Here is a 23,651-nt window from a genome sequence, read left to right as displayed (position 1 = left end):
CCCTTGACTCGCGGGCCCATGCAGCGGGGCAAGATGGCTTTCGCCTATAAAATCGCTGGCTTTTGGCTGCAGGCGTGTATCGGCGCATGCAGTAAGCCCAAAAGCGAACAGGCCCGTCTTCCAACTTTCATTGCGTAGAGAGCGCCCATATGCTGATTTCGTCCAGAGTTCCGTCGCGAGTGCCGGGTCGTACCTATTTGCGGATAGCCCGGCCCGTGGCCATTGCCGCCTTCAGTCTGGGGGCGGCTTTGTGCGGGGCGTTTGCCCATGCATCGCAGGAGGCGGTGGACGAGGTCTCACGGCTGCTGGAGCAGGGCAAGGCGCCCCAGGCCGCCAAGCAGGCCGAGGCCTACCTCAAGCAAAACCCGGCCGATGTGCAGATGCGCTTTCTGCAGGGCGTGATCGCCGCGGAGCAGCGCCAGAACGCCCAGGCCATCAAGATCTTCACGGCGTTGACCCGTGACTACCCCAGCCTGCCCGAGCCCTACAACAACCTGGCCGTGCTGTACGCCGCCGAAGGCCAGGAACGCAAGGCCTCGGAAGTGCTGGAGCAGGCCATTCGCACCAACCCCAGCTACGCCACGGCGCATGAGAACCTGGGCGACCTGTATGCGCGCATGGCCAGCGATGCCTATGCCAAGGCCTTGCAGCTGGACGGATCGCGCCAGGCCATCCAGCCCAAGCTGGCCCTGATCACGCAGATCTTCCCCAAGCAAGGTGGCGCCCAGGGCAAGACGGTCCAGGCTGCAGCTGCCTCGACCAAGGTCGCCGATGCCAAGGCGGCCGATGCCAAGGCCCGCGAATCCGACGCCAAGCTGGCCGAGGCCCGCGCCGCCGAGACCAAGGCGGCAGAGGCCAAGGCCGCCGAATTCAAGGCCGCTGAAGTGAAGGCCGCCGATGCCAAGGCAGCGCAGGCCAAGGCCGCAGAAGCCAAGGCCGCAGAAGCCAAGGCAGCGGAGGCCAAGGCAGCGGAGGCCAAGGCAGCGGAGGCCAAGCTGGCCCAGGCCAAGGCAGCGGAAGCCAAGGCCGCCGAGACCAGGCTGGCCCAGGAGAAGGCTGCCCAGGCCGCACAGGACAAGGCGCGCGCTGCCGAGGAAGCCAGGCAGGCTGCGGCCAAGGCCGCCGCCGTGACCACCACCGCTGCGGCCCCTGCCGCCGCCGCTGTGGCCGCCGCCGAGCCCGCCAAGGCAGCGCCTGCCGTCGACGAGAAGAAGGCGGCCCAGTCGGCCGCAGCGCAGGAAGTGGAGGCCGCCGTCAAGGCCTGGTCCACCGCCTGGGCCGGACAGGACATGGACCGCTACCTGGACGCCTACAGCGACCACTTCTCCCCGGCCGATGGCAGCAGCTTGGCCAAGTGGAAGGAACAGCGCCGCCAGCGCATTGTCGGACGCACCACCATCGTCGTCACCGTGCGCGACCTCAAGGTGACGGTGGACGGCGACAAGGCCACGGCCCAGTTCCGCCAGTACTACGCATCGGGCGCGCTCAAGACCACGACCCGCAAGACCCTGCGCATGCAGCGCGAAAAGGGACAATGGCGCATCACCCACGAAGGAACCGGTTCCTGATGCCTGAAAGAGCGCGCCCCCTGGCACGGTCATCCGCCGACTTGCTGCGCCTGCATGCGCGGGCCGCCGGCGTGGCCGTGCTGCTGGCCGCTCTGTCCACGATGTCGTTCGGCACGGCGGCCTACGCCAAGCCGGCCAAGGCCTCCAAGACGGCATCCGCCAAGCCTGCAACGGGCAAGACCAGCAAGACCGGCAAGGCCGGCGCAGCCAGGCTGCGCTCGGCGTCGGGCAAGACGGCCGTGGCCGCCGCTGCGGTGGCGGCTACGGCAGGCGGCGTCGCTGCCACGGCAGGCCATGCCAAGGCGGCGGCCGGCTCGCAAAGCCAGGCGGAGGCCCGCCTGCTGGCCATCATCCGCCAGGTGGAGCAGCGGGATCTGGATGGCGCCCTGAAGGCGGCCGCCGATCTCACCGCCGAAGTCCCCAATTTCCGCGCAGCCCAGCTGGTGTATGCAGACCTGCTGCGCTTCAAGACCGGCCGTGCCGGCGAGGTGCTGGCGGGCACGCCCGTGGCTGCGTCCGCCGCTCCCAGCCATCCGGGCCAGGGCGTGCTGGTGCGGCACAACCTGTCCGTGGGCAGCGTCACACGGCTGGAGGGTCCGGCCAGTCCCGCGCAGGCCCAGCTGCAGGATCTGCAAAACGAACTCAAGCGCCGGCTGCAGGCGGACAGCGGCGCGCCGCCTGCGGGTTCCGTTCCCGGCGAGTTTTTGATGCTGGGCGCATCCGTGCGGCATGCCATTGCCATCGACGCCAGCAAGTCGCGGCTGTACCTGTTCGCCCATGAGGCAGGCGGGCTGCGGCTGCTGGGGGACTTCTATGTCTCCGTGGGCAAGCTGGGCACCGACAAATGGCAGGAAGGCGACCAGCGCACGCCGCTGGGCATCTACTTCGTGGGCCGCCACATCCCCGGGCCCCGTCTGCCGGAGTTCTATGGCAAGGGTGCGCTCACGGTGAACTTTCCCAATGACTGGGACAAGGCCGTGGGCCGCTCGGGCAGCGGCATCTGGCTGCATGGCTCGCCGCCCGACCAGTTCTCGCGGGCGCCCGAGGCCAGCGATGGCTGCCTGGTGCTGGCCAACCCCGATCTCACCTTGCTCATGCAGACCGTGGACCGGCAGACGCCGGTGCTGATCCGCGAAAAGCTGCAATGGGTGGCCCCCAAGGCCCAGGCCCAGCAGAAGGCGGCAGACGCCTTCGTGCGCGTCATCGACGACTGGAAGAGCGCCTGGAACGGTGCGGACCCGCGCAAGCTGGCCGCCCTCTACGCGCCTGACCTGCTGCAGTCGCCGGCCTCGCGCACATCACAGGAGCGGCTGGCCGCCTACCTCAACCGCCCCGGCGTGACGCTGCAGGACCTGTCCATCTATTCCTGGAAGGACGCCAAGGGCGAGATCCGCGTGGTCAACCTGCGCGCCAGTAGCAAGTCCTTTGCCGAAGGCCTGCCGCTGCGCCAGTACTGGCGCAAGACGGGCGGGCGCTGGCAGCTTTTCTCCGAGGACGTGATGGGCTGAGCCCGGCGCAGCTCAGGTGTTCTCGTTGTGGCGGTTGCTGTCGAAGCGGCGCTCCGCATCGAACAGGTGCTGTATCAGCACATGCGAGGTCATGTTCACGCCGATGCCGCCAATCATGGCCGGCAGCAGGTACAGCGCCGTGGACAGCTCGGAGACGAAGAGGGTGTTGTCGGACAGCGAAGGCGTCGCCTTGGCCGCCGAGGCCAGGCTTTGAAGCAGGTAGACATCCACCCCCGCCATGGCCACCAGGGCCAGCCCGAACAGCAGCACCGTGGTGCGCGAGATGCTGCGCTTGGCCAGCAGGGCGGCGTAGATGGCGCAGGGAAGAACGACCGAGAAAACCACCAGGCTCCAGAATCTGGCTTCGGTGAAGACGGTGGTGCTGATGCGCAGGGCATTCATCGGTGCGGTCTTTCGGTGCGGTCCTTCGGTACCTGTGGGGTCCTGCGGTTCCCTGTCGGCCGCCCAATATGCCGCGCTTTCGTAAACGCCCGGTGAACCCGGCGCAAACCGGTGGTTGCACATGCAACCAGGCGCACCGGTCGCAGTCTTGTCCGCTTCGGCCCTGCCTGGCCCGATGCCGTCCCTCAGGAGGTCACGACTGCCGCACCAGATAGGCCGGCAGCTGCGCCTCGGGCAGCACGGACAGGACCTTGAGCTGCAGCTGGGCGCGCTTGCGTGCCTGGGCAAGGTAGTCCTGCAGCGCCTGCGCGGCCCGCTCGTACTCACCATCCCACAGGGCGTCGATGACCTGGCGGCAGTTCTCGAGCAGGGGCGGGTTGGGCGACTGCGGGAACATGCGGTCAAAGGTGCTGTGGATCAGCCACGGCATCTGGCACTGCTGCAGCATGCCCACCAGCTTGTGGTTGGGGTGCCGTGCCAGCAAGGCGCCGTGCAGGTGCTGCTCCAGCCGCAAAAGCTCCTGCGCTTGCGGTGCGGCGGGGTCGTGCAGGCGGCGGCGCAGGTCTGCGAGCATGTCCCTGTCCAGGCGCGGGCCGCTTTCGCGCAGCGCCGCGGGAGCCAGCAGCGCCAGCAGCTCGAAGTCCTGGTTCACCGCGCGTGCCGTCAACGCCGCCACGCGCCAGGAGGCATAGGTGCTCTTGTCCACCAGTCCCCGGTCCACGAGCCGGCTCAGCACCTCGCGCAGGGCCACGCGGTTCACGTTGAAGTGCTCCATGGCCGCGCTTTCGTCGATCTGGAAGCGCCCGAAGATCATGGCGATGGAGATGGTCTGCTCCAGCTCGTCGTGGATGCGCTCGCTTTCCGAGGGGATGTGGATGGTGGCGTTGCCCTCCTCCAGGCCCAGGGCCCGCGCGTCCAGCGGCAGGCGCTGGGGCTGCACGGCCTGCCCGGGCCGGGCCACCAGGTAGCCGCGTCCGTCGAAGGTGCACAGCAGCCCTTCGGCATGCAGCAGCTCGAAGGCCTTGCGCACGGGTATGCGGCTGGTGCCGAAGACCTTGGCCACCGGCCCCTCCAGCAGCACCAGGCCGGGCTCGATCCGCTGCTCGACGATGGCCCCGCGCAGGCGCTGGCGTATCAGTTCATAGCGCAGCCGGCGTTCGCCGGGATCGCCGGATTCACCGGATTCGCCGGGGCCTGCTTCCTCGTCGCGGGCAAGCTGCGTGGGTGCTGGGGTGGCTCTTGTCATTCCTGCTTCATCTGCATGTACCTGTGCACCGGCCGCCGCAAAGGGGGCCGGTATCCGGCAGGACTATAAGGGGCGGGCGCGGCGCAGCAGCGTGGCCCATTGGCGCACCAGGTAGTTGTGCTCGTCCATGACGGTGTTCCAGACGGCGATGTGGCCCAGGCGCTGCTCGTAGGAGCCGCCGTCGCGCACGCTGCCGCGCGGGATCAAGATCTGTCCGTCGGTGCCCCGCAGGTCCTCGGCGGCAGGCAGGCCGGCGTACCAGTAGTCCCATTCGCTGGCGCGCAGGTGCTCGCGGCTGCGCAGCGGGTTGGAGATGTAGTAGCCCTGCCGTGCCATCGCCGCACCAGGCCAGCCGGACTGCCACCAGTTCAGGTAGCGGTAGGCGGCATCCAGCGTGTCGCCCCTGGCCTGGCTGGAGATGCCCAGGCCGCCGTACCAGGCCCGGTAGCCTTCGCGCGGGCAGGCCAGTCGGTAGTCCAGTCCCGCCGCGCGGTAGTGGGCGATGGCCGGCGACCAGTGGCTTTGTATGGCGACGCCGGCATCGATCATCAGCCGCGCCGCATCGGCGTAGTTGCCCCAGAAGCCCCGGAACTGCTCCAACTCCTGCCGCTGCAGCAGCAGGGCCATCATCTGGTCGATCTCCTCCAGTCCCAGGTTGCTGATGTCGCCAAAACGCATGTCGCCGCCGGCCTGCAGGGCCAGGGCCGCATCCAGCGCGCCGATGGCCGCATCCGCCTGCAGGGCCGCACGGCCACGGCAGGCGGGAGACAGCAGCCACGACCAGCTCTCCTCGGTCTGCGCGAACAGCTCTGGCACGGCGGCGGGCAGGTAGACGAAGCTGTCGGCGTTGTGCGTCAGCGGCAGCATGCTGATGCGCGATGCGGGCGTTCCGCCCAGGGTGCCATCGGCCTGCACGTACAGACGCATGGCCGGGTTGCAGCCCGCGCCCAGGGCCGCCTGCGGCGTGATGCGCCCGGTCTTGGGCAGGGCGTTGACCTCGTCCCAATGCGCCAGCCTGCCGATGTCTATGGGTTGCAGCGCCCCTGTCGGCCACAGGCAGTCCAGGCTGTGGAACCACTGGTCGTAGAGATCGAAGCTGTCCTGGCGCATGACGGCCTGGCGCTGCGCGTCGAAGCCGTCGAGCACCTCGAAGCGGATGCGCAGGCCCAGGTCCTGCTCGGCGCGGCGGCGCATGGCCTCGGTCAGCGTCACCGAGGTGCCCAGTACCCGCAGTTCAGGCATGTTCTTGCGCATGGGGTGTTCCTTGTCAATGGAAGGCGGCCGGGCCGGGTGCGGCGCCGGGCTGCGCCCCATTGTCCTGCGCGAAGAAACGCTGGAACGACTGCCAGGAGTCGTCCACCTGCTGCCCGTTGAGCCCCGAGGCGATGAAGACCAGGCGCGAGCGGCCGTCGCCACCGGGCCATTCGGCCAGATGCTCGGGCGCATGCATCAGATGGCCCATGCCGTGCAGCACCGTCGGCTGCCCCTGCGGCCATCCTTCGGCGGCCACGGCCACGAGCCCCTTGAGCCGCAGCACCCGCTCGCCATGGCGGTGCAGCAGCCAGGTCAGCCACAGCGTCAGCGCACACCAGTCCACGGGGCCGTCGAGTTCCAGGCAGAAGGCCTGGATGCTGCCGTGCGGCTCCTGGCCCTTGCGGCTGCGAGGCGTGCCTGCAATGGCGCGTGCCAGCCAATTGCTCTCCTGCACGGGCTGCTCCTGCCAGGCCGGCAGCGCCTGGCGGCTGTTGCCGAGCACGGCCAGCGGATTGAGCCTGGCAAGCTGCGCGCGCAGCGCCTCGGCGTCCTGCGGCCGGGCCAGGTCGGTCTTGCTCAGGTACAGCCGGTCGGCGGCGGCGACCTGGGCCTGCCATTCGGGCCGCTGCGCATGCGTGGCCGCGTGCAGGGCATCGACCACGGTGGCGACATGGGCGGGCCTGAAGACCTGGCGCAATTGCGCATCCCCAATGAGGGTGGCGATCACCGGGCCGGGCGCGGCAAGGCCCGTGGTTTCGATCAGCACGCGCTGGAACGCAGGCAGCTCGCCGCGCTCGCGGCGCTGGTGCAGCCGCCACAGCGCCTCCTTGAGTTCGCCGCGGATGGCGCAGCAGATGCAGCCGTTGTCCAGCAGCACCGTGTCGGCGTCGATGCGGCCCACCAGCAGATGGTCCAGCCCCACGGCGCCGAATTCGTTGATCAGCACGGCGGTCTCGGCAGCGGGAGAGTTCTGCAGCCATTGCCTGAGCAGCGTGGTCTTGCCGCTGCCCAGAGAGCCCGTGAGCACGCCCACGGGCAGGCGTGCATCGCCGGTCATGGCGCCTGCTCCGGTTGCGGCCAGGGCATGGCCAGCGGATCCAGCTCGCGGGCCAGCAGCCGCTCGGCCGCGGGCCACAACGCACCGAAGTCGGGCACCAGAACGCTGGCGCCCGTAGGCCCCTGCAGCAGGTAGGACTGGCCGTGGAAGTCGCTGAGCCGCAGCCGCCACAGCGCCAGCAGCCGGTTGGCGCGCGCAATCTGAATCAGCCGCTGGCGGCGCCCGGCCGATCCGGCCGGCGCCTGGCTCCAGTGGCCGGAGCCCTGCAGCAAACCGCACATTCCACACATGACAGAAACCCTTTCGGTTGCGAATGGAGCCGCCTGCGAAACTGGCGCAGCCAAAGAGCAGAGACACCCAGGAAGGGCCTATGCCGGCCGCGCCGCCCCGCACCGAGGGTGTCGCCGGCTGCCCGTACGCCCCCCCTGAAGAGAGGGGGAAGGCGCGAAGCGACTCAGGGGGTGCTTCTTTTCACGGCATGACATCGCCGGAATTGGGCCCCAGCGTCTGCCCCACATACAGATTGCCACCGGGATCGGAGGCCAGCAGCACGGCCGTGGGAGCCACCTCGTCGGCGCGGCCGAAGCGGCCCAGCGGCAGGCTGGCCTCCTTGGCGCGTTTCCAGTCCGCGCTGATGCCGTCGACCAGCGGCGTGGCGATGGGGCCGGGGGCAATGGCGTTGACCAGGACATTGTCGGGTGCCACTTCCAGCGCCAGCGACTTGGTGAAGCCGATCACGCCGGCCTTGGCCGCCGCATAGTGGCTCAGCTCCACGCCGCCCTTGATGCCCAGCTGCGAGGCGATGCTGATGATGCGACCCCAGCGCTGGGCCTGCATGTGCGGCACTGCGCGCCGCGCGCACAGGAAGACGCTGCGCAGGTCCACGCGCAGCATCTCGTCCCACATCGCGGTGGACATGTCGGCACAGCGCGACTGGGTGAGCATGCCGGCGTTGTTGACCAGGATGTCGATGCCGCCGAAGGCCTGCACGCAGCGGTCGATGATGCGGTGGGCCGTGGACTCGTCGCCCACGTCGCCGATGACGGTCTCGGCCTGCGTGCCCAGCGCGCGGCAGCGCCAGGCCACGTCCTCGGCCCGCGCGGCATCGATGTCGGCCAGCAGCAGCCGCGCGCCGGCCTGCGCATAGGCCAGGGCGATGGCCTCGCCGATGCCGCTGCCGGCGCCTGTCACGACGGCGCGGCGGCCGTCCAGGGGCTTGGAGGTGTTCATGTCGGATGTCCTCAACTGGGCCAGCGCACGGTCAGGCCGCCGTCGGCAATGATGGATTGGCCGGTGATGTAGGAAGCCTCGTCGCTGGTCAGGAAGCGGATCAGGGCGGCGATTTCGCGGGCCTGCCCCACGCGTCCCAGCGGGATGCCCCTGGCCGCCTGCGCCAGGCCCTCCGGCCCCAGCGAGTTGACCGGGTCCAGCGATTGCGGCGTCTCGATCAGGCCGGGAATCACGGCATTGCAGCGTATGCCGCGCGGTGCCAGCTCCATGGCCACGGCGCGGCACAGCCCGGGCACGCCTGCCTTGGCGGCCGCATAGTGGGCATGCTGCTCCCAGCCGTAGACGCCGCCTGCAATGGAGGAGACGGCCACCATGGCCCCGCCTGCCGCCATGTGGCGCGCGCTGGCCCGGAAGGTGCGCATGACGCCGCCCAGGTCGATGTTGATGACCTCCAGCCACTGCGCATCGCTCATCTCGACCAGGGCCGCCTGGCGCAGCAAACCCGCATTGGCGACGGCGAAGTCCAGCCGGCCGAAGCGGTCCACGGCGACCCGGGCCAGGTGCTCGACCTGTTCGGCATCGCCCACATCGACCGCCTCCATGACGCACCGCCCGCCCGCGCGTTCGACGAGTTCCAGGGTCTGGCCGGGATCGTGCGGATCCCGGGGGTAGTAGCTGCCGGCCACGGCAATGCCTGCCTGCGCATAGGCCAGGGCCAGCGCCTGGCCGATGCCGCTGGCGGCGCCCGTGACGAGGGCCACCTTGTTGCTGGGGGTGTCCGGGTTCATGTCGGCCTCACTTCACGGTCTCGGGATCGACATGGGGCGCCAGAAACATCAGCAGGCCCGAGGCCGCGCAGGGAATGGCGCCCCAGTACAGCGCCGCCTGCACCCAGTCCGAGCCTTGCGACAGCGTCCAGGTCACGCCAAAGCCTGCCGCGATGGCGCCCACCTGGCCCATGGCGTTGACGAAGGAGCTGGCCGTGGCACGGATGTGGCTGGGAAAGCTCTCGCCGATCAGGAACAGGGCGGCTGCATAGGGGCCGATCAGGAAGAACAGCCCCAGCGAGTACAGCGGCACGATGCGCCAGAAGTCGCCCGAGGGCGCGTTCAGCATGAGCGCGAAGGCCAGGCCACCCAGCATCCAGCCTATGGCCACGGCGTTGCGCCGGCCTATGCGGTCACCGAGCCAGCCATGGAAGACATAGCCCAGAAAGCCCGCGAGATTGGAGATGATGAGCACCTGCAGCGCGCTGGAGAAATCCACGCCCTTGCCCGGCGTGCCACCGGCGCCGCCCAGCACCGAGGTGCCCAGCACCGCGAAGATCACGATGGCGAACCAGTTCAGGAAAAAGCCCAGGGCCAGCGACAGCGTGGGCCGCAGCGAGGCACCGCGGAACATGGCCGACAGGCCGGTGTGCTGCTCCTGCTGTGGGCTGGCGCCATGCTCCTGCGCCAGGCGCATGGCCTCTGCCTCGCGCCCGGCGCGGCGCAGGTCGGCCACGCGCCGCGCGGTCAGGAACTGGGGCGTTTCCACCAGCCGGCGGCCCAGCACGGCGATCACCAGGGCCGGGAACATGGCGAACACGAAGGACAGCGCCCAGCCGCCGCCCTGGCCGAACCAGCGCTCGCCCAGCGGATACAGCAGGGCCACCAGCACGGCGGTGAGCACGGCGCCCACGGGCCAGCCGCCCTGCACCAGCGAGTAGATGAAGCCACGCCGCCGCAGCGAGGCCGGGTCCGTGTAGACCAGGGAGAACAGCTCGCTCAGGTAGGTGGCGTTGATGCTTTGCTCGGCGTAGCCCAGGCCCGCCAGCGAGCGCACCACGATCAGCAGCACGAAGCCCAGGCCCGCCGACAGGCCGATCACCCAGCCGGCCAGCGCCGTCAGTCCCGAGCACAGCGCGGCGCCCGCCACGGCGATGATGATGCCCTTGCGCCGCCCCAGCCGGTCCGCAATGGGGCCGATGCCGAAGGCCACGATCACCGTGCCCAGCGTCACCCAGGTGTTCAGCCGCGCCTGCTGCTCGGCGCTCCACTGGAAGTGCTCGCCCAGTTGCGGCAGCAGGGTGCCGAAGAGGATGAAGTCGTAGACGGCAAAGACCCAGGCGAAAAAGCAGACCCAGGTGGCGTAGCTGACCTGCCTGCGCGTCACGGTGGGCGCGGTCCAGGGGGCGTCGATGCCGGCCGGGGCCGGATGGCCGGCGCCTGGGGCGTCGGAGGCAATGGCGGAGGTATTCATGGTGTCCTCGCTGAGTTGGGATGCGGCATCAACGCGGCTGGCGGCGCAGGAAGTCGTCGGCGATCTGGTCGCACGTCATGAAGCGCACGCCGTCGTGCGACTGGAAATGCTCGATCAGGCGCTCCAGCATCAGCAGCACCTGGGGGCGGCCGGAGACATCGGGGTGGATGGTGATGGGGAAGACCGCGTAGTCGTGCTCGCGGTAGACCCAGTCGAACTGGTCGCGCCACATCTGCTCTATGTCGCGCGGGTTGACGAAGCCGTGGCTGTTGGGCGACTTCTTGATGAACATCATGGGCGGCAGGTCGTCCAGGTACCAGTTGGCGGGGATCTCGACCAGCCGTGTCTCCTTGCCGCGCACCAGGGGCTTCATCCAGGTGTCGGGATGCTTGCTGTAGTCGATGCGGGTCCACTGGTCGCCCACGCGCACGTAGTACGGGTGGAAGTCGTTGTGCATCAGGCTGTGGTCGTACTTGATGCCTTTCTTGAGCAGCAGCTCGTTGGTGACGGGGCTGAACTCCCACCAGGGCGCCACATAGCCCGTGGGTGCGCGGCCGGCCAGTCGCGTGATGACCTCGATGCTGCGGTCGAGCACCGCTTCCTCCTGCTCGGGCGTCATGGCAATCGGGTTCTCGTGGCTGTAGCCGTGGATGCCGATCTCATGGCCCGCGTCCACCACGGCCTTCATCTGCTCGGGAAAGGTCTCGGCGGAGTGGCCCGGGATGAACCAGGTGGTCTTGAGGCCGTATTTGTCGAACAGCCTGAGCAGCCGCAGCGAGCCGACTTCGCCCGCGAACATGCCGCGCGAGATGTCGTCGGGCGAGTCCTCCCCGCCATACGAGCCGAGCCAGCCGCCGACGGCATCGACGTCCACGCCAAACGTGATCTGTATGTCCTTGCTCATTGCATGCACTCCTTTTTCACTGGGAACGGTTGAGGGAAGAAAGCGCCTGTTCGACGGCCAGGGCAATGCGCAGCAGCCGGTCGTCATCGCCCTGCGGGCGCATCAGCTGCAGGCCGATGGGAAGCCGTTCGGTGCTCGCGCCAGGGCCTTGCAGGCACAGGGCGCCGCAGGGCAGGGCCACGGCCGGCGCATCCAGGAAGCTGCCGGGCATGGTCAGGCGCAGCGTGGCGAGATTGGTCTGGGCAAACAGCGCGTCGTCTTCCAGCAGGGGCTGCAGCAGCGGCGCCGGATGGCCCACCGTGGGCAGCACCAGGGTGGCGCCGCCCAGCTCCTGCGCAAACAGCGCCGTCAATGGCTGGCGCCGTGCCAGCAGTTGCAGGTAGCCGCCATGGTCCAGATGCCTTGCGGCCTCCAGCCGGCTGCGCACGCGCGGGTCCATGCGCGCGGCCTGCTCCGGGGCATCCAGGCGCTCGCGGTGCGTGGCCAATGCCTCATGCGCGCCCAGCCAGCCATGGCGCTGCGTCAGCGTCTGCACCGTGTCCAGGCTTTGCAGCCGGCGCCGCTGCACGCGGGCGCCCTGCCGCTGCAGCAGGGCCAGGCCGGCTGCAATCGCGTCGCGCACCTGCGCCTGCACGCGGTCGTCGTCCAGCAGGCCGGGGTCGATGACGAACACCTGCCCCTGCAGGCCTATGGCAGTGCCTGGGACGGCAGGGCCTGCAGCGGCAGCGGCATCGCCGGCAGGCACGGTGCTGCGCAGCACCTGGTCCAGGGCCATGCAGTCGGCCACGCCCAGGGCCAGCGGCCCCAGCGTGTCCAGGGAAGGTGACAGCGCAAAGACCCCTTGCATGGGATAGCGCCCCTGGCTGGCACGAAAGCCCACCAGCCCGTTGAAGGCTGCGGGAATGCGCACCGATCCTGCCGTGTCCGTTCCCATGGCCAGCGGCCCGCAGCCCTGCACCACGGCCAGGGCCGCGCCGCTGGAGGAGCCGCCAGGCGCCCGTGCGCGCCCACCCAGGCGGGGATTGGCGGGGGTGCCGAAGCCGGGGTTCAGGCCCAGTCCCGAATAGGCGAACTCGCTGAGGTTGGTCTTGCCCAGGCAGACCATGCCGGCCGCCGCGGCCCGCGCCACCACGGGGGCATCGGCAGGGGCTGGCGGGGCAGAGCGAAGCAGGGCCGATGCCGCCGTGGTGGGCGTGCCACGCACATCGAACAGGTCCTTCCAGCTGATGGGCACGCCGTCCAGCGGCCCGAGCGGGCGGCCCGTACGCCAGCGCTGCGTGGATTGCCTGGCCTCTTCCAGCGCGCGCTCCGCCGTGATGCGCGTGAACACGGACGGGCTTTCACAGGCCGCTTGCAGGCAATGCTCGGTGGCTTGCGTGGGCGTCAGCGTGCCGGCCGCATAGGCTGCATGCAGTTCGCAAGCCGAGGCAGGCGCTGTCCGGAGGCCGCTGTTTTTCATTGAATTTGAATGTTGTTGTCAAAGTTCATTTTTGAATTCTAGTGAGCGCCTCCATCCCGTGTCCGGGTGATTACCCGGGGGATGAGGCGCTCTGTGTTGATCTGTGAAGGAGGCCGTTTTGTGCCGCTTGCGCCGCTCTAGCGGTCCTTGTGGTCCGCTTCGCCGCACTTCCAGTAGCCCTTGGCGCTCAGCTGGCCGGGTGCGATGCCACGGTCCAGGAAATGCCGCTTCAGCGCACGCATGGCGCCGGACTCGCCCGCCATCCACAGATAGCCGTTGCCCGGCGGCAGCGGCCGGTACATCAGCCGCTGGCACAGCCTATGTCCAGGCTGGCCCGGCGCGGCGGTGATCCACTCGGTGCGCCAGCGGGCAGCGCTGTCCATGGGCTGGCATTCGCCGTCATCGGTGATTTCCACGTAGGCCTTCACCCGCGCGGAGGCTGGCAGGCGCGCCGCGATCGATTGCATGGCCGGCAGTGCCGAGCCATCGCCCGCCAGCATGAGCCAATCGGTGCCGGCCGGCGGGGCGAAGCCGCCGCTGCGCGGGCCGGCAATGGCCACCTGCTCGCCCACGCGGGCCTGGGCGGCCCAGCGGGAGGCGGGGCCGTCGCCGCCAGCGGAGGTGCTGTTCTCATGCTTGGCATTGAACGCATCGCCATGCAGTACCAGGTCAATGTCCAGCGTGCCGGCCTGGCGGTCCACGCTGCGCAGCGTGTACGCCCGGCCCTCGCCCGTGGGCAGGAACAGCTTGACCCAGGCGGCGGGCGCATCCACGGCAGGCGCCCGCGAGAAGGCGGCGATCTGCTCGCCACCCAGCGTGATGCGGCGCATGCGCGGCGTGACGGATTGCGCCTTCACCACGGTGCCCAGCGCGCGCTGCGTGCCGGCAGGCATGTGAATCGGCTCAGCCATGGGTGGCTCCCCGGGCTGCGTTCAAGCGCAGCAGCAAGGCCACGGCGATGGACAGCGCCACGCTCACGGCGGCGGCGAAATACACGTCTCCGACGCCCGTGACACTGGCCAGCAGCCCGGCGGCAGGGGCCGTCAGCCCCATGGACAGGTCGAAGAAGGCCACATAGGCGCCCATGGCCGCGCCGCGTGCCTGGGCAGGCGCCCGGCGGACAGCTTCCACGCCGAAGGCCGGGAAGGCCAGCGAGTAGCCGAAGCCGGTGAGCGCGGCGCCGGCATAGGCCCATGGCGCATCGCCCCCGCCCCAGATCAGCAGCAGGCCGGCGGCTTCCAGCGGAATGCTGGCCAGTGCCACCCGCACGCCGCCCAGCTTGTCCGGCAGATGGCCGAAGAGCAGGCGCGCGCCGATGAAGGCCAGGCCGAAGGCCGTGAAGGCCAGCGAGGCCGCTCCCCAGCCCCGCGATGCGAACAGCAGCGCTGCAAAGGTCGTGATCACGCCAAAGCCCACGCTGGACAGGGCCAGCCCCAGGCCGGGAAGCCATACCGTGCCCAGCACCTTGTAGAACGGCGTGCGGCGCTGGGCCGCAGCCGGCGTGGCGCGCAGGCCCCAGACCATGGCCAGGGCGGCCAGCGGCAGCACGATGGTGGCCACGGCAATGCCGGAGAAGCCCCAGGCCGCCTGCACCGCCACGCCGGCCGGCGCGCCCGCCGCATAGGCGCCGTACATGGCAATGCCCACCCAGGCCATGACCTTGCCGGCGTTTTGCGGACCGATCATGCCCACGCCCCAGCTCAAGGCCCCGGTGATGATCAGGCTCTCGGCGCAGCCCAGCAGCACGCGGCCGGCGGCCAGCACCCAGACTGCGGCCGGCCCTCCCTCGAAGGCGCGTGACATCAGGTAGGCCAGGCCCGAAACGGCCGCCAGCGCCATGCCCAGCACCACGGCCTGCCTGGCGCCGCGCGTGTCGGCCAGCGACCCGGCCCAGGCCCGCGACAGCAGGGCGGCCGCGAACTGGCAGCCCATCACCGTGCCCACCCCCAGCGTGCCCAGTCCCAGGGTCTGGCTCAGGTGCAGGGGCAGCACGGGCATGGGCATGCCCAGGCAGAGAAAGCTGACGAAGACCGCCAGCGTCAGCGGCAGCAGCCGCGCAAATGCGTTCACCTGCGGCGACGCGGCCGCAGATGGCGAAATTCCGGAAGACATGTGCATTCCCTTTCAAATACGAGTAAAAACTCAGATCACATGTCCAGGAGAATATGAGCCATGGCTCGCATTGAAAACTCGCATTCGCAGGCGGCGCAGCGCCAGCCGCCCCAGCCCCGCAAGCAGCCACGGCAGGCGCGTTCCCTTGCCACGGTCGAGGCCATTCTGGAAGCTGCGGCTCGCGTTCTGGCCGAGCGCGGCTATGCCGCCACCAACACCAATCTGGTGGCCGAGCGCGCAGGCGTGAGCGTGGGTTCGCTCTACCAGTACTTTCCCAACAAGGACTCGCTGATCACGGCCTTGCACGAGCGCCACGCCGCGCAGATGTACGCGGCCATTGCCGCCGTGCTTGCGGCAGAGCGGCCGCAGGGCCTGCAAGGCCATGTGCAGGCCATGGTCCGCGCGCTGCTGGCGGCGCACCGGGTCGAGCCCGATCTGCACCGGGTGCTGGAAAAGGAGTTCCCCTTCTTCGACGCGCCGCGCGAGCAAAGCGCGGCCGACGGCGGCATCTTCCGCCAGGTGCGCCAGCTCCTGGAGCTGCACCGCAGTCAGCTCGCCCACCGCGATCTGGACCTGGCCACCTGGATGCTGCTGCAGACCATGGAGTCCCTGGTGCATGCCGCTGTCATCGACCCGCCTGCCATGTTCACCCCCCAGGCCCTGGAGGATGGCATCGTGCAGGTGCTGATGGGGTATCTGCGAGCGCCTGCCCTGGGTTGAGGATGCAAGGAGCGATTTGGCCGCCAGGTCCTCAGGGCGCGAAGACCTCCGGATCGAATGGGCCAAGCAGTCGGGCCACTTCGCCGGCGTCATAGGGCTGGCCCAGCATGTCCATGAGTTCTTCGCAAGGGGATTTCATGGGCACGGTGGAGATTCTCAGCACTGGAATCGTGCAATGCCGACAGGCGCGGCCGGCAAGCAGCGTATTCGTTCAGCTTTCGACGCAGTTGCCCGCATCCTCCTGCGGCGGGGTGACACGCCAGAAGAGGGAGGGAAAGCCTTCGCCCACCGGCTGGTGTCCGGGCGGCGGCGATGCCGCCAGCTGCAGATGCAGCACCCCGCAGGCATCCACCATGTGCTGGGAAATCCAGGGGCTGATGTCCATGCGGCCATCGATCAGCACCAGCGGCTTTTCGCGCAGCTTCAGGGCCAGGGCCTTGGCCTCGGCCGTGGGGCCTGAGATCACGCGGATGTCGCCTCCCAGTGCCTCGCGCGCGGGTTCGGCAAGCGCCTGGCTCAAGGCCTTTGAATCGAAGTTTCTCCAGTGCCGGCTGTTAAGCCGCAGTTCACTGCGCGCCGAGGTCATCTGGGCCACGAGCAGCAAGGCCAGTTGAAGCGCCACGAAGCACTTGATGGCGGTGGTGATCGATATGCGCGACGGCTGCAGCCTGGCACCGGCCAGCTCCATGGCGACGGGAACGGCCAGCAGCAGAAAGGGCGTGCCCCAGTGCAGCTGCAGCGACGAGCCCGCAAAGATGCCGATGGCGCAGGTCAGCACGATGGGCGTGAGGCCAAAGCACAGGATCAGCGCGCGCGATGCATCGGCTGTCCCGGGACGCTGCGGTGTGTCCTGCGGCGCAAGGCGGCTGCGGCGGTGCAATGCCATCACCAGTCCCAGCAGCACCCAGGCCAGCAATGCGCGGTTGAACAGCTGGTCGGCCAGCCAGTGCAAGGTATTGAGCAGTCTTGCGCCGCCGCCCAGGCTGGCGCCCAGCGAGGATTCGGTGGCATAGCGGATGGGGCCGAAGTCGTTCAGGAACAGCCAGTACAGGTGCGGCGAGATGATGGCCAGCGAAATGGCAGCGGCCAGGGCCAGGCCGATGACATGGACCCGCTCGCGCCAGGCGCCTGACGCCAGCCAGAACAGGAATACCGCCACGGCGGCCAGGATCATCTGGTACTTGGCCAGTGCGCCCAGGCCCAGGCAGCAGCCCAGGGCCGCCCACCAGTGCAGTTGCCTGCTGCCCACCGCACGCCACACCAGCAGGGCACTGGCCACGAAGAAGGGCATCAGCACCACTTCATGGTTGAAGAAGTGCAGCCGCTCGTTGTAGTAGGTGATGCACAGGGCCGCCAGCAGGGCCAGCGTGGCATGGCGGCTGCCGCGCAAGGTCTGCATCAGCTTCCAGAAGACAAACAGGCCGGCCAGCGTGAAAAGCGCGCCCGTCACATAGCTGGTGCGGGCAGACAGTCCGAACACATTGACCGGCACCGAGAACATCCAGGTCGGCAGCGGTGGATGCTTGTAGTAGCCCCACTCCAGGCTGTGCACCCAGGTCAGCTGCTCGAGGTTGTCCTTGGGTGCCGTGAGGCTGGAGCTGTCGATCTGCAGCAGCCAGACCACCGTAAAGAGAAGGAGGCCAATGAGGACCTTGATGTCCAGGGAAAGCGACGGTGCGGGCATGGCCAGCGGAGCGCTTCGCGTGATCGTGCTCGCTGCTTGTGAGGGGACGGGATGGGTCATAGGAAATGCCAGCGGCGATGACAAGTGCGCTGGCACAGGGGAAATTCCCAGGAAGGCGGTCGAACGGGAGCTTCAGCGTTGGCTACGGACTCTTGGCTTACGCGAGGCGCTATGAGTCCGGCAGAATATGTCTGCCTGGTCAATGCAATGTAAAGATTGTGTGAAGATATTGTGGAGACGCCGGCCGCGGCTCAGGCGCCGGCCGGCTCGCCGAAGTCGTGGACTGCCGCGCGCAGCAGCAGCATCGACAGGCGTTCCGCGGCGGGCGTCAGAGGCAGCGCAGCACGCGTGACCTGCACGATGTCGGGTGCCATCAGGCTCTCGCGCACAGCAATGGGCTCCAGCACACCGTTGAAGAGGGGCGTATCGGCCCACTGGCGCGGCAAGAAGGCGAGGGCGTCGCTGCTGGCCAGCAGCGCCAGCAGGGCCATCAACGATTCGGCGACCGTCACCACGCGCGGGCTGCGCAGGCCGAGCGCGGAGAACTGCTCCTCGAATTCTTCCTCGCGGCGCTCGCGCAGGCCGGTGACGATCCAGTCCGCCTCCAGCAACGCCTGCAGGCTGCCCGCGGTGCGCAGCGGATGGCCGCGGCGGGCCAGCACGACACGCTCGTTGCGGTGAACCAGGGCCACCTGGTAGCTGGCGCTCAATTGCCTCTCGGGCCGGGGGCCCAGATAGAAGTCCAGCCGGCCGTCGCGCAGCGCCGGCTCGACGGCCGGGAACAGGCCTTCGACGAAGCGCAGGTGCACATCCGGCCAGTCGCGCCGGAACTGGGCATAGGCGCGGGCCAGCAGCGACAGCACGGGGGCGCTGGACAGAGCGACGGCGACATGGCCCTGCATTTCGCCGCGCGCCTGGGCGGCCTCCTCGCTGCCGCGACGCAGTTCCTCGAGCGCGGCCTGCGCGCGCAGCAGGAATCGCTCGCCCGCCACGGTCAGCGATACCCCGCGCGCATGGCGCTGGAACAGCGCCACGCCCAGCTCGGCTTCCAGCTCGCGCACGCTGCGCGTCAGTGCCGGCTGGGTCAGGCCCAGGCTGCGGGCGGCGCTGCGCAGGCTGCGTGCCCGGGCAACGGCGACGAAATTGCGAAGGTGATGAAGTTTGGGCATCGGTCGGAGCGTGTTTATGCCCGTTTCCGAGCGCGCCAAGGCCAGGGGATTTCCCGCAGGGGCCGTGCACGCGGGCTCCGCCGCGCCTGAGCCGCTGCGGAACGCTCCAGTGATAACAGCCATGCATCGCTGAGGCGTTTCTGCCCTCTGCCGCAGCCGGCCTGCCAGACCTAGCATGCCCTCCATAACGTCGGCGCAGCCCGGCGACCCATAGGAGACAAGCAGCATGAGCATGAGGAAATGGGCTGGCGCCTGTGCGCTGGCAACCCTGGTGGCGGGCTCCGTCGCCGCGCAGACGGCCGCCGGCGGAACGGTGCGCATCACCAGCGCCTTTCCCGCGGGCAGCGGCCCCGACGTGGTGGCCCGGCTGGTCGCCGACAAGCTCTCGGCGCAATGGAGGCAGCCGGTCGTCGTCGACCCCAGGCCGGGTGGGGCCGGCGTGGTGGCCATCAATGCGATGAAGAACGCGCCGCCCACGGGCAACGACCTGGTGGTGGTGGACGTAGGCCACTTGTCCATCAATCCGCTGGTCTTGCGCAAGCTGGCCTATGACCCGCAAAGCGAGCTGACGCCGGTGGCGCTGCTCTACAAGACCGCCTTCTTCGTCGTGGTCGGCGCGCAAAGCCCCTTCCACAGCCTGGCCGAACTGATGGCGGCGGCGCGGCGCAGGCCCGGCATGACCTATGGCTCCAATGCGGTGGGCGGGCCGCTGCATCTGGGCGCGGCCCGGGCCGCGACCGCCATGGGTGCCGAAATGATGCATGTCCCCTACAAGGAGACTTCGCAGCTGTACGCCGCCGTGTCGACGGGCGAGGTGGACTGGGCTTACGGCAGCATTGCGACGTCCGGCCCCCTGCAGCAGGCCGGCAAGCTGCGCTTTCTTGCCGTGGCGGACAGCCAGCGTTCCCCGGCGCTGCCCGATGTGCCGACCGTGCAGGAGGCCGGTGGCCCGGCCGGCATCGATGCGCTGACCTGGGTTGCGCTCATGGCGCCCAAGGGCACGGCGCCGGCCGTCGCCGAGCGCGTCAACGAGGCGGTGAACCGGGCCCTGTCCGCGCCTGACGTCAGGGATCGCCTGGCCGGTTTCGGCTTCTTCACCAGCATCGGCCCCGCAAGGCAGGTCGCCGACCTCATGCAGGCCGACCGCGAGCGCTATGCCCAAGTGCTGCGCCGCGTCAAGGTGACCGTCGATTGAGCCCCGGGGAGACGCCATGAAGACCGAAGTCGCGATCATCGGAGGAGGGCCCGCAGGGCTGATGCTGGCCATCGAGCTGGGCTGCAGGGACATATCGTGCGTGCTGATCGAGGAGCGCAGCGGGCCGCCGACGCTGCCCAAGGCCAATGCCACCTCGTCCCGGACCATGGAGCATTACCGCCGCCGGGGCTTTGCCGACCAGGTGCGCAGGCTGGGCCTGCCGCCCTCGCACCCCCAGGACGTCGTCTATTGCACGCGGCTCACGGGGCCCGAGCTGGCGCGCTTTCGCATTCCCTCGGCCGAGGAGGCCGCCTCGGGCACGGCCTATGGCGACTACGGGGAACAGGCCTGGCCCACGCCCGAGCTGCCGCATCGGGCGCAGCAGATGTTCATCGAGCCCGTGCTCAGGGCGCAGGCCGAACGCCATGCCAGCGCTGCGCTGCGTTTTGGCCTGAGGGCCGAGGCGGTGCAGGACACCGGTTGCGCAGTCCAGATCGAATGCCGCGAGCCGGACACGGGCCGTACCGAGTTGCTGCAGGCCGCCTATGTGGTCGGCTGCGACGGGCCGCGCAGCCTGGTCCGCCAGGCCATGGGCGTCGTCTACGCAGGCCATGGCAGCGAGCGGCGGGACTTCCTGGGCGGCCCGATGATGTCCATCTACTTCCGGGCTCCCGGTCTGTACGGGCTGATCGGCAAGCCCAGGGCCTGGCAGTACTGGGCCGTCGGTCCCGGGCAGCGCGGCCTGCTGTGCGCCATCGACGGCGTGGACCGGTTCGTGCTGATCGTGCAGTTGTCCCAAGGCACCCAGCCTGCCGATTTCCATCCGCAGCAGGCGCTGCAGGCCGTCGTCGGCCGGCCTTTTGCGCACGAGCTGATCGCGCTGACCCCCTGGAACGCGGGCTATGCCCTGGTGGCCGAGCGCCTGCGGCACGGCAGGATGTTCATCGCCGGCGATGCGGCGCACCTGTTCACGCCCACGGGCGGCATGGGCTACAACACCAGCGTGGACGACGTCGTGAACCTGGGCTGGAAGCTGGCGGCGGCCATCCAGGGGGCGGCCGGCCCGGCGCTGCTGGACAGCTATGAGGCCGAGCGGCGGCCGATCGCCCAGCGCAACACCCGTTTTGCACGCAGCATGGCCGACAGCATCGGATGCCTGCCGGTCACGGCTGCAGTGGAGCAGGAGGGGCCCGCGGGCGACAGCGCCCGCCATGCGCTCGGGCAGGCACTTTCGGAGCATGTGGCACGCGAGTTCAACATCCCGGGGTTGCAACTGGGCCTGCGCTATGCCGACAGCCCGGTCGTCGCCCGGGAGTTGGCCGAGCCCCCGCCGGACGAGCCCAACCGCTACCTGCCTGGAGGTTATCCCGGCACGCGCGCTCCGCATGTGGCAACGGGGCCGGACCGGTCCCTGCTCGATGACTTCGGACGCGATTTCACACTGCTCGCATTCGGCCCGGACGGCCCGGACGGGCTGGAGCCCTGGAGGCAGGCTGCTGCGCAATACGGCATCCGGCTGGATGTGGTGAGGAGCGAAAACGGGCAGACGCGTGCGCTGTATGGCGCCGACCGCGTCCTGATCCGCCCGGACCACCACATCGCCTGGCGCGGCGACGGTGCGGCGCCGCCGACCGAGGTCCTGGCTCTGGCACTGGGCCATCGCACCCCGCCGGTGGGGCCCGGCTAGCCCCGGCCCATCCGGCCGCCTGCCCCCGGGGCCGTCCGGCCTTTCGCGTTCCTGACCCTGGCCAGTCCGGCCGGGGGACGCCGGCCTGCGCCTGAGTCTGCGCCTGAGTCTGCGCTTTCGCCGTCCTTGCCGACATCCATCACTTTCAGGAGACAACATGCCACATCCCTCCTTTCCTGTTCGCGCCGCGCTATCCGCGCTATGCCTGGCCGGTGCCGCTGCCGTGCCCACGGTACCCGCCCTGGCCCAGGGCGTCACGCTCTATGGCCTGCTCGATGCATCCGTCGAGCACCTGACCGATGTGGGCCAGGGAGGCGCTTCGCTGAACCGCATGCCGGGCCTCACCGGCAGCGTGCCGTCGCGCATCGGCCTGCGCGGCTCGGAGGACCTGGGCGGCGGCCTGCGTGCCCTGTTCACGATGGAGCAGGGCCTGGCGCTCGACGCGGGCGTGCTGAACCAGGGCGGGCGCGCCTGGGGGCGCCAGGCCTTCGTCGGCCTGTCCGGCGACTGGGGCAGCCTCACACTGGGGCGCCAGTACACCATGCTGTACTGGTCCCAGCTCGATGCGGACATCCTCGGCCCGAATGCCTACGGCGCGGCATCGCTGGACAGCTACCTGCCCAATGCGCGCGCGGACAACGCGCTTGCGTGGCGCGCCGGCCTTGGCGGCTTCACCGTCGGCGCAACCTACAGCCTGGGCCGTGATGCCGTCAATGCGGGCCCCGGTCCCGCGGGAACCAACTGCCCCGGCGAGCAGCAGGGCGACTCCAGCGCCTGCCGGCAATGGTCGGCAATGCTCAAGTACGAGGCCAAGGCCTGGGGCATCGCGCTGGCCGTCGATGAAATCCGTGGAGGCCCCGGCGCCTTCGCAGGCCTGACCAGCAGCGCGCGCAAGGACCGTCGCTCCACCGCCGCGGGATGGGTGCGCTGGGGGGCATGGAAGCTCGGCGCCGGGGTCATTGCCCGCCACAACGACGGCCGTCCCGACGCGCCACGCAGCGATCTCTGGTACCTGGGCGCCAGTGTCGCCGTCACACCGGCCCTGACCCTCGATGCGCAGGCCTTGGATCTGCGTTTCAGGCGAAGCGACGACGGGGCCCGGCTCTTTGCCCTGCGGGCCCGGTATTCGCTGTCCAAGCGCACCACGCTGTATGCGACCGCAGGGCATCTGTCCAACGAGGGAGCACTTGCGCTGTCGGTCAGCAATGCGGCGCCAGGCGCCGCGCCCGCCCCCGGGCGTTCGCAGAACGGCTTCGCTGCCGGCGTGCGGCATAGCTTCTGAGGCTCCACCCGCATGCAGGGTCCGCGTCTCGATCCATTTCCTTCCCACTTTCCACTTCCCGTCCCAGGAGACAGACCATGAAACTGATACGCCACGGCGCCAGCGGCTGCGAGAAGCCCGGCGCCATCGATTCCCAAGGCCAGGCGCGCGACCTGTCGGACCTGGTGCCCGATTTCACGCCCGAGTGGATGGCGCCCGGCAGGCTGGCCGCGCTGGCCGCCGTCGATCTGCAGCGGTTGCCGCTGGTGGCGCAAGGCAGCCGCCTGGGGCCCCCTGTCGCCGGCACGCGGCAGTTCGTTGCCATCGGGCTCAACTACCGGCGGCATGCCGAGGAGTCGGGTCTCGACATTCCGAAGGAGCCCGTGGTCTTTCACAAGGCGCTTTCATCGCTGGCCGGGCCGGACGACGAGGTGCGCCTGCCCGAAGCGTCGGTTGCCACCGACTGGGAGATCGAACTGGGCTTTGTGATCGGCACGCGCGCAAGCCGCATCCCCGTGGAAGGTGCGCTCGCGCATGTGGCCGGCTACCTGCTGGCCAACGACATCTCCGAGCGTGACTGGCAGATCAAGCGCAACGGCCAGTGGGGCAAGGGCAAGAGCTTCGATGGCTTCGGCCCGGTCGGGCCATGGCTGGTCACGGCCGACGAGCTGCCCGACCCCCAGGCCATCGAACTGACGCTGTCCGTCAATGGCGAGGTCATGCAGCGCAGCAGCACGGCAGACATGATTTTTCCGGTGGCCTGTCTCGTGTCCTATCTGAGCCAGTTCATGACGCTGCTGCCCGGCGACCTTGTCATCACCGGCACGCCCGCAGGTGTCGGCCTGGGCATGAAGCCGCCCCGTTTCCTGAAGTCCGGCGATGTCATGTCGCTGGACGGCGGGGTTCTTGGGCGGCAGCTCCAGCGCGTGCGGTGATGGCCTCGCCCGCCCACCG

General features: G+C 69.3%; 21 protein-coding genes. 7 read left to right on the top strand and 14 right to left on the bottom strand.

What is annotated here, in order from left to right; translation table 11 throughout:
- The first annotated feature begins 149 nt into the window (after nt 1-149).
- On the top strand, nt 150-1,568 hold the full coding sequence (locus AAN986_RS21655; protein ID WP_047217837.1) for a tetratricopeptide repeat protein: 1,419 nt from the start codon (nt 150-152) through the stop codon (nt 1,566-1,568).
- Entirely contained in the window at nt 1,568-3,076 is a 1,509-nt protein-coding gene (locus AAN986_RS21650; protein WP_047217836.1) for a L,D-transpeptidase family protein, read from the top strand. The genes AAN986_RS21655 and AAN986_RS21650 overlap by 1 nt, the downstream gene beginning before the upstream one ends.
- Before the next feature lie 12 nt (nt 3,077-3,088).
- Here the strand turns inward: AAN986_RS21650 and AAN986_RS21645 are convergent, their stop codons facing one another.
- From AAN986_RS21645 to AAN986_RS21590, 12 genes are all read right to left on the bottom strand, one after another.
- Complete coding sequence (locus AAN986_RS21645) at nt 3,089-3,478, bottom strand: hypothetical protein (protein ID WP_016449810.1); 390 nt, start codon at nt 3,476-3,478, stop codon at nt 3,089-3,091.
- A 193-nt stretch (nt 3,479-3,671) separates the two neighbouring features.
- Complete coding sequence (locus AAN986_RS21640; protein WP_047217835.1) at nt 3,672-4,724, bottom strand: GntR family transcriptional regulator; 1,053 nt, start codon at nt 4,722-4,724, stop codon at nt 3,672-3,674.
- 63 nt (nt 4,725-4,787) lie between these two features.
- Nucleotides 4,788-5,978, bottom strand: coding sequence for an extracellular solute-binding protein (locus AAN986_RS21635; RefSeq protein ID WP_047217845.1), 1,191 nt, complete (start codon nt 5,976-5,978; stop codon nt 4,788-4,790).
- Between the two features lie 13 nt (nt 5,979-5,991).
- Nucleotides 5,992-7,035 carry a GTP-binding protein gene (locus AAN986_RS21630; RefSeq protein WP_047217834.1) on the bottom strand — a complete coding sequence of 348 codons (1,044 nt, stop codon included), beginning with the start codon at nt 7,033-7,035 and terminating at the stop codon, nt 5,992-5,994.
- Complete coding sequence (locus tag AAN986_RS21625) at nt 7,032-7,325, bottom strand: hypothetical protein (RefSeq protein WP_016449806.1); 294 nt, start codon at nt 7,323-7,325, stop codon at nt 7,032-7,034. Before AAN986_RS21625 ends, AAN986_RS21630 begins: the two co-directional genes overlap by 4 nt.
- A 181-nt stretch (nt 7,326-7,506) precedes the next feature.
- The gene (locus tag AAN986_RS21620; protein WP_047217833.1) at nt 7,507-8,265 is read right to left on the bottom strand and encodes an SDR family NAD(P)-dependent oxidoreductase; all 759 of its coding nucleotides are present in this window, start codon (nt 8,263-8,265) and stop codon (nt 7,507-7,509) included.
- A gap of 11 nt (nt 8,266-8,276) precedes the next feature.
- On the bottom strand, nt 8,277-9,053 hold the full coding sequence (locus tag AAN986_RS21615; protein ID WP_043790684.1) for an SDR family oxidoreductase: 777 nt from the start codon (nt 9,051-9,053) through the stop codon (nt 8,277-8,279).
- Between the two features lie 7 nt (nt 9,054-9,060).
- Nucleotides 9,061-10,506, bottom strand: coding sequence for an MFS transporter (locus AAN986_RS21610; RefSeq protein ID WP_043823934.1), 1,446 nt, complete (start codon nt 10,504-10,506; stop codon nt 9,061-9,063).
- A 28-nt stretch (nt 10,507-10,534) separates the two neighbouring features.
- Nucleotides 10,535-11,410 (bottom strand): polysaccharide deacetylase, encoded by an 876-nt coding sequence (locus AAN986_RS21605; RefSeq protein ID WP_016449802.1) that lies wholly within the window; start codon nt 11,408-11,410, stop codon nt 10,535-10,537.
- Nucleotides 11,411-11,426: 16 nt separating this feature from the next.
- Nucleotides 11,427-12,869: an amidase gene (locus AAN986_RS21600; RefSeq protein WP_047217832.1), complete on the bottom strand. Its 1,443-nt coding sequence runs from the start codon at nt 12,867-12,869 to the stop codon at nt 11,427-11,429.
- Between the two features lie 137 nt (nt 12,870-13,006).
- A complete protein-coding gene (locus tag AAN986_RS21595; protein WP_349335479.1) occupies nt 13,007-13,780 on the bottom strand; it encodes a siderophore-interacting protein in 774 nt (257 codons plus the stop codon).
- A complete protein-coding gene (locus AAN986_RS21590; RefSeq protein WP_047217844.1) occupies nt 13,773-14,981 on the bottom strand; it encodes an arabinose transporter in 1,209 nt (402 codons plus the stop codon). Before AAN986_RS21590 ends, AAN986_RS21595 begins: the two co-directional genes overlap by 8 nt.
- Before the next feature lie 60 nt (nt 14,982-15,041).
- On the opposite strand from AAN986_RS21590, the gene AAN986_RS21585 reads away from it, so the two are divergent.
- Entirely contained in the window at nt 15,042-15,701 is a 660-nt protein-coding gene (locus AAN986_RS21585) for a TetR/AcrR family transcriptional regulator (RefSeq protein ID WP_013803729.1), read from the top strand.
- A 211-nt stretch (nt 15,702-15,912) separates the two neighbouring features.
- Here AAN986_RS21585 and AAN986_RS21580 read toward each other — a convergent pair whose 3' ends face one another.
- A complete protein-coding gene (locus AAN986_RS21580) occupies nt 15,913-17,445 on the bottom strand; it encodes a glycosyltransferase family 39 protein (protein ID WP_241150342.1) in 1,533 nt (510 codons plus the stop codon).
- Nucleotides 17,446-17,636: 191 nt separating this feature from the next.
- Entirely contained in the window at nt 17,637-18,554 is a 918-nt protein-coding gene (locus AAN986_RS21575) for a LysR substrate-binding domain-containing protein (RefSeq protein WP_016449796.1), read from the bottom strand.
- 226 nt (nt 18,555-18,780) lie between these two features.
- Here AAN986_RS21575 and AAN986_RS21570 point away from each other — a divergent pair, with 226 nt between their 5' ends.
- The 4 genes from AAN986_RS21570 to AAN986_RS21555 all read left to right on the top strand — a co-directional run bounded on the left by AAN986_RS21570 (nt 18,781) and on the right by AAN986_RS21555 (nt 23,632).
- Nucleotides 18,781-19,749, top strand: a complete 969-nt coding sequence (locus AAN986_RS21570; RefSeq protein ID WP_047217829.1) for a tripartite tricarboxylate transporter substrate binding protein — start codon at nt 18,781-18,783, stop codon at nt 19,747-19,749.
- A 16-nt stretch (nt 19,750-19,765) separates the two neighbouring features.
- Complete coding sequence (locus tag AAN986_RS21565) at nt 19,766-21,436, top strand: FAD-dependent monooxygenase (RefSeq protein ID WP_047217828.1); 1,671 nt, start codon at nt 19,766-19,768, stop codon at nt 21,434-21,436.
- A gap of 157 nt (nt 21,437-21,593) precedes the next feature.
- On the top strand, nt 21,594-22,718 hold the full coding sequence (locus AAN986_RS21560) for a porin (protein WP_047217827.1): 1,125 nt from the start codon (nt 21,594-21,596) through the stop codon (nt 22,716-22,718).
- Nucleotides 22,719-22,795: 77 nt separating this feature from the next.
- Nucleotides 22,796-23,632, top strand: coding sequence for a fumarylacetoacetate hydrolase family protein (locus tag AAN986_RS21555; RefSeq protein ID WP_047217826.1), 837 nt, complete (start codon nt 22,796-22,798; stop codon nt 23,630-23,632).
- Nucleotides 23,633-23,651: the final 19 nt, after the last annotated feature.

The organism is Delftia sp. DS1230 (assembly GCF_040112715.1).
Taxonomy (GTDB): Bacteria; Pseudomonadota; Gammaproteobacteria; order Burkholderiales; family Burkholderiaceae_C; genus Comamonas; species Comamonas tsuruhatensis.
This window is presented reverse-complemented; position numbering and strand designations above follow the sequence as displayed.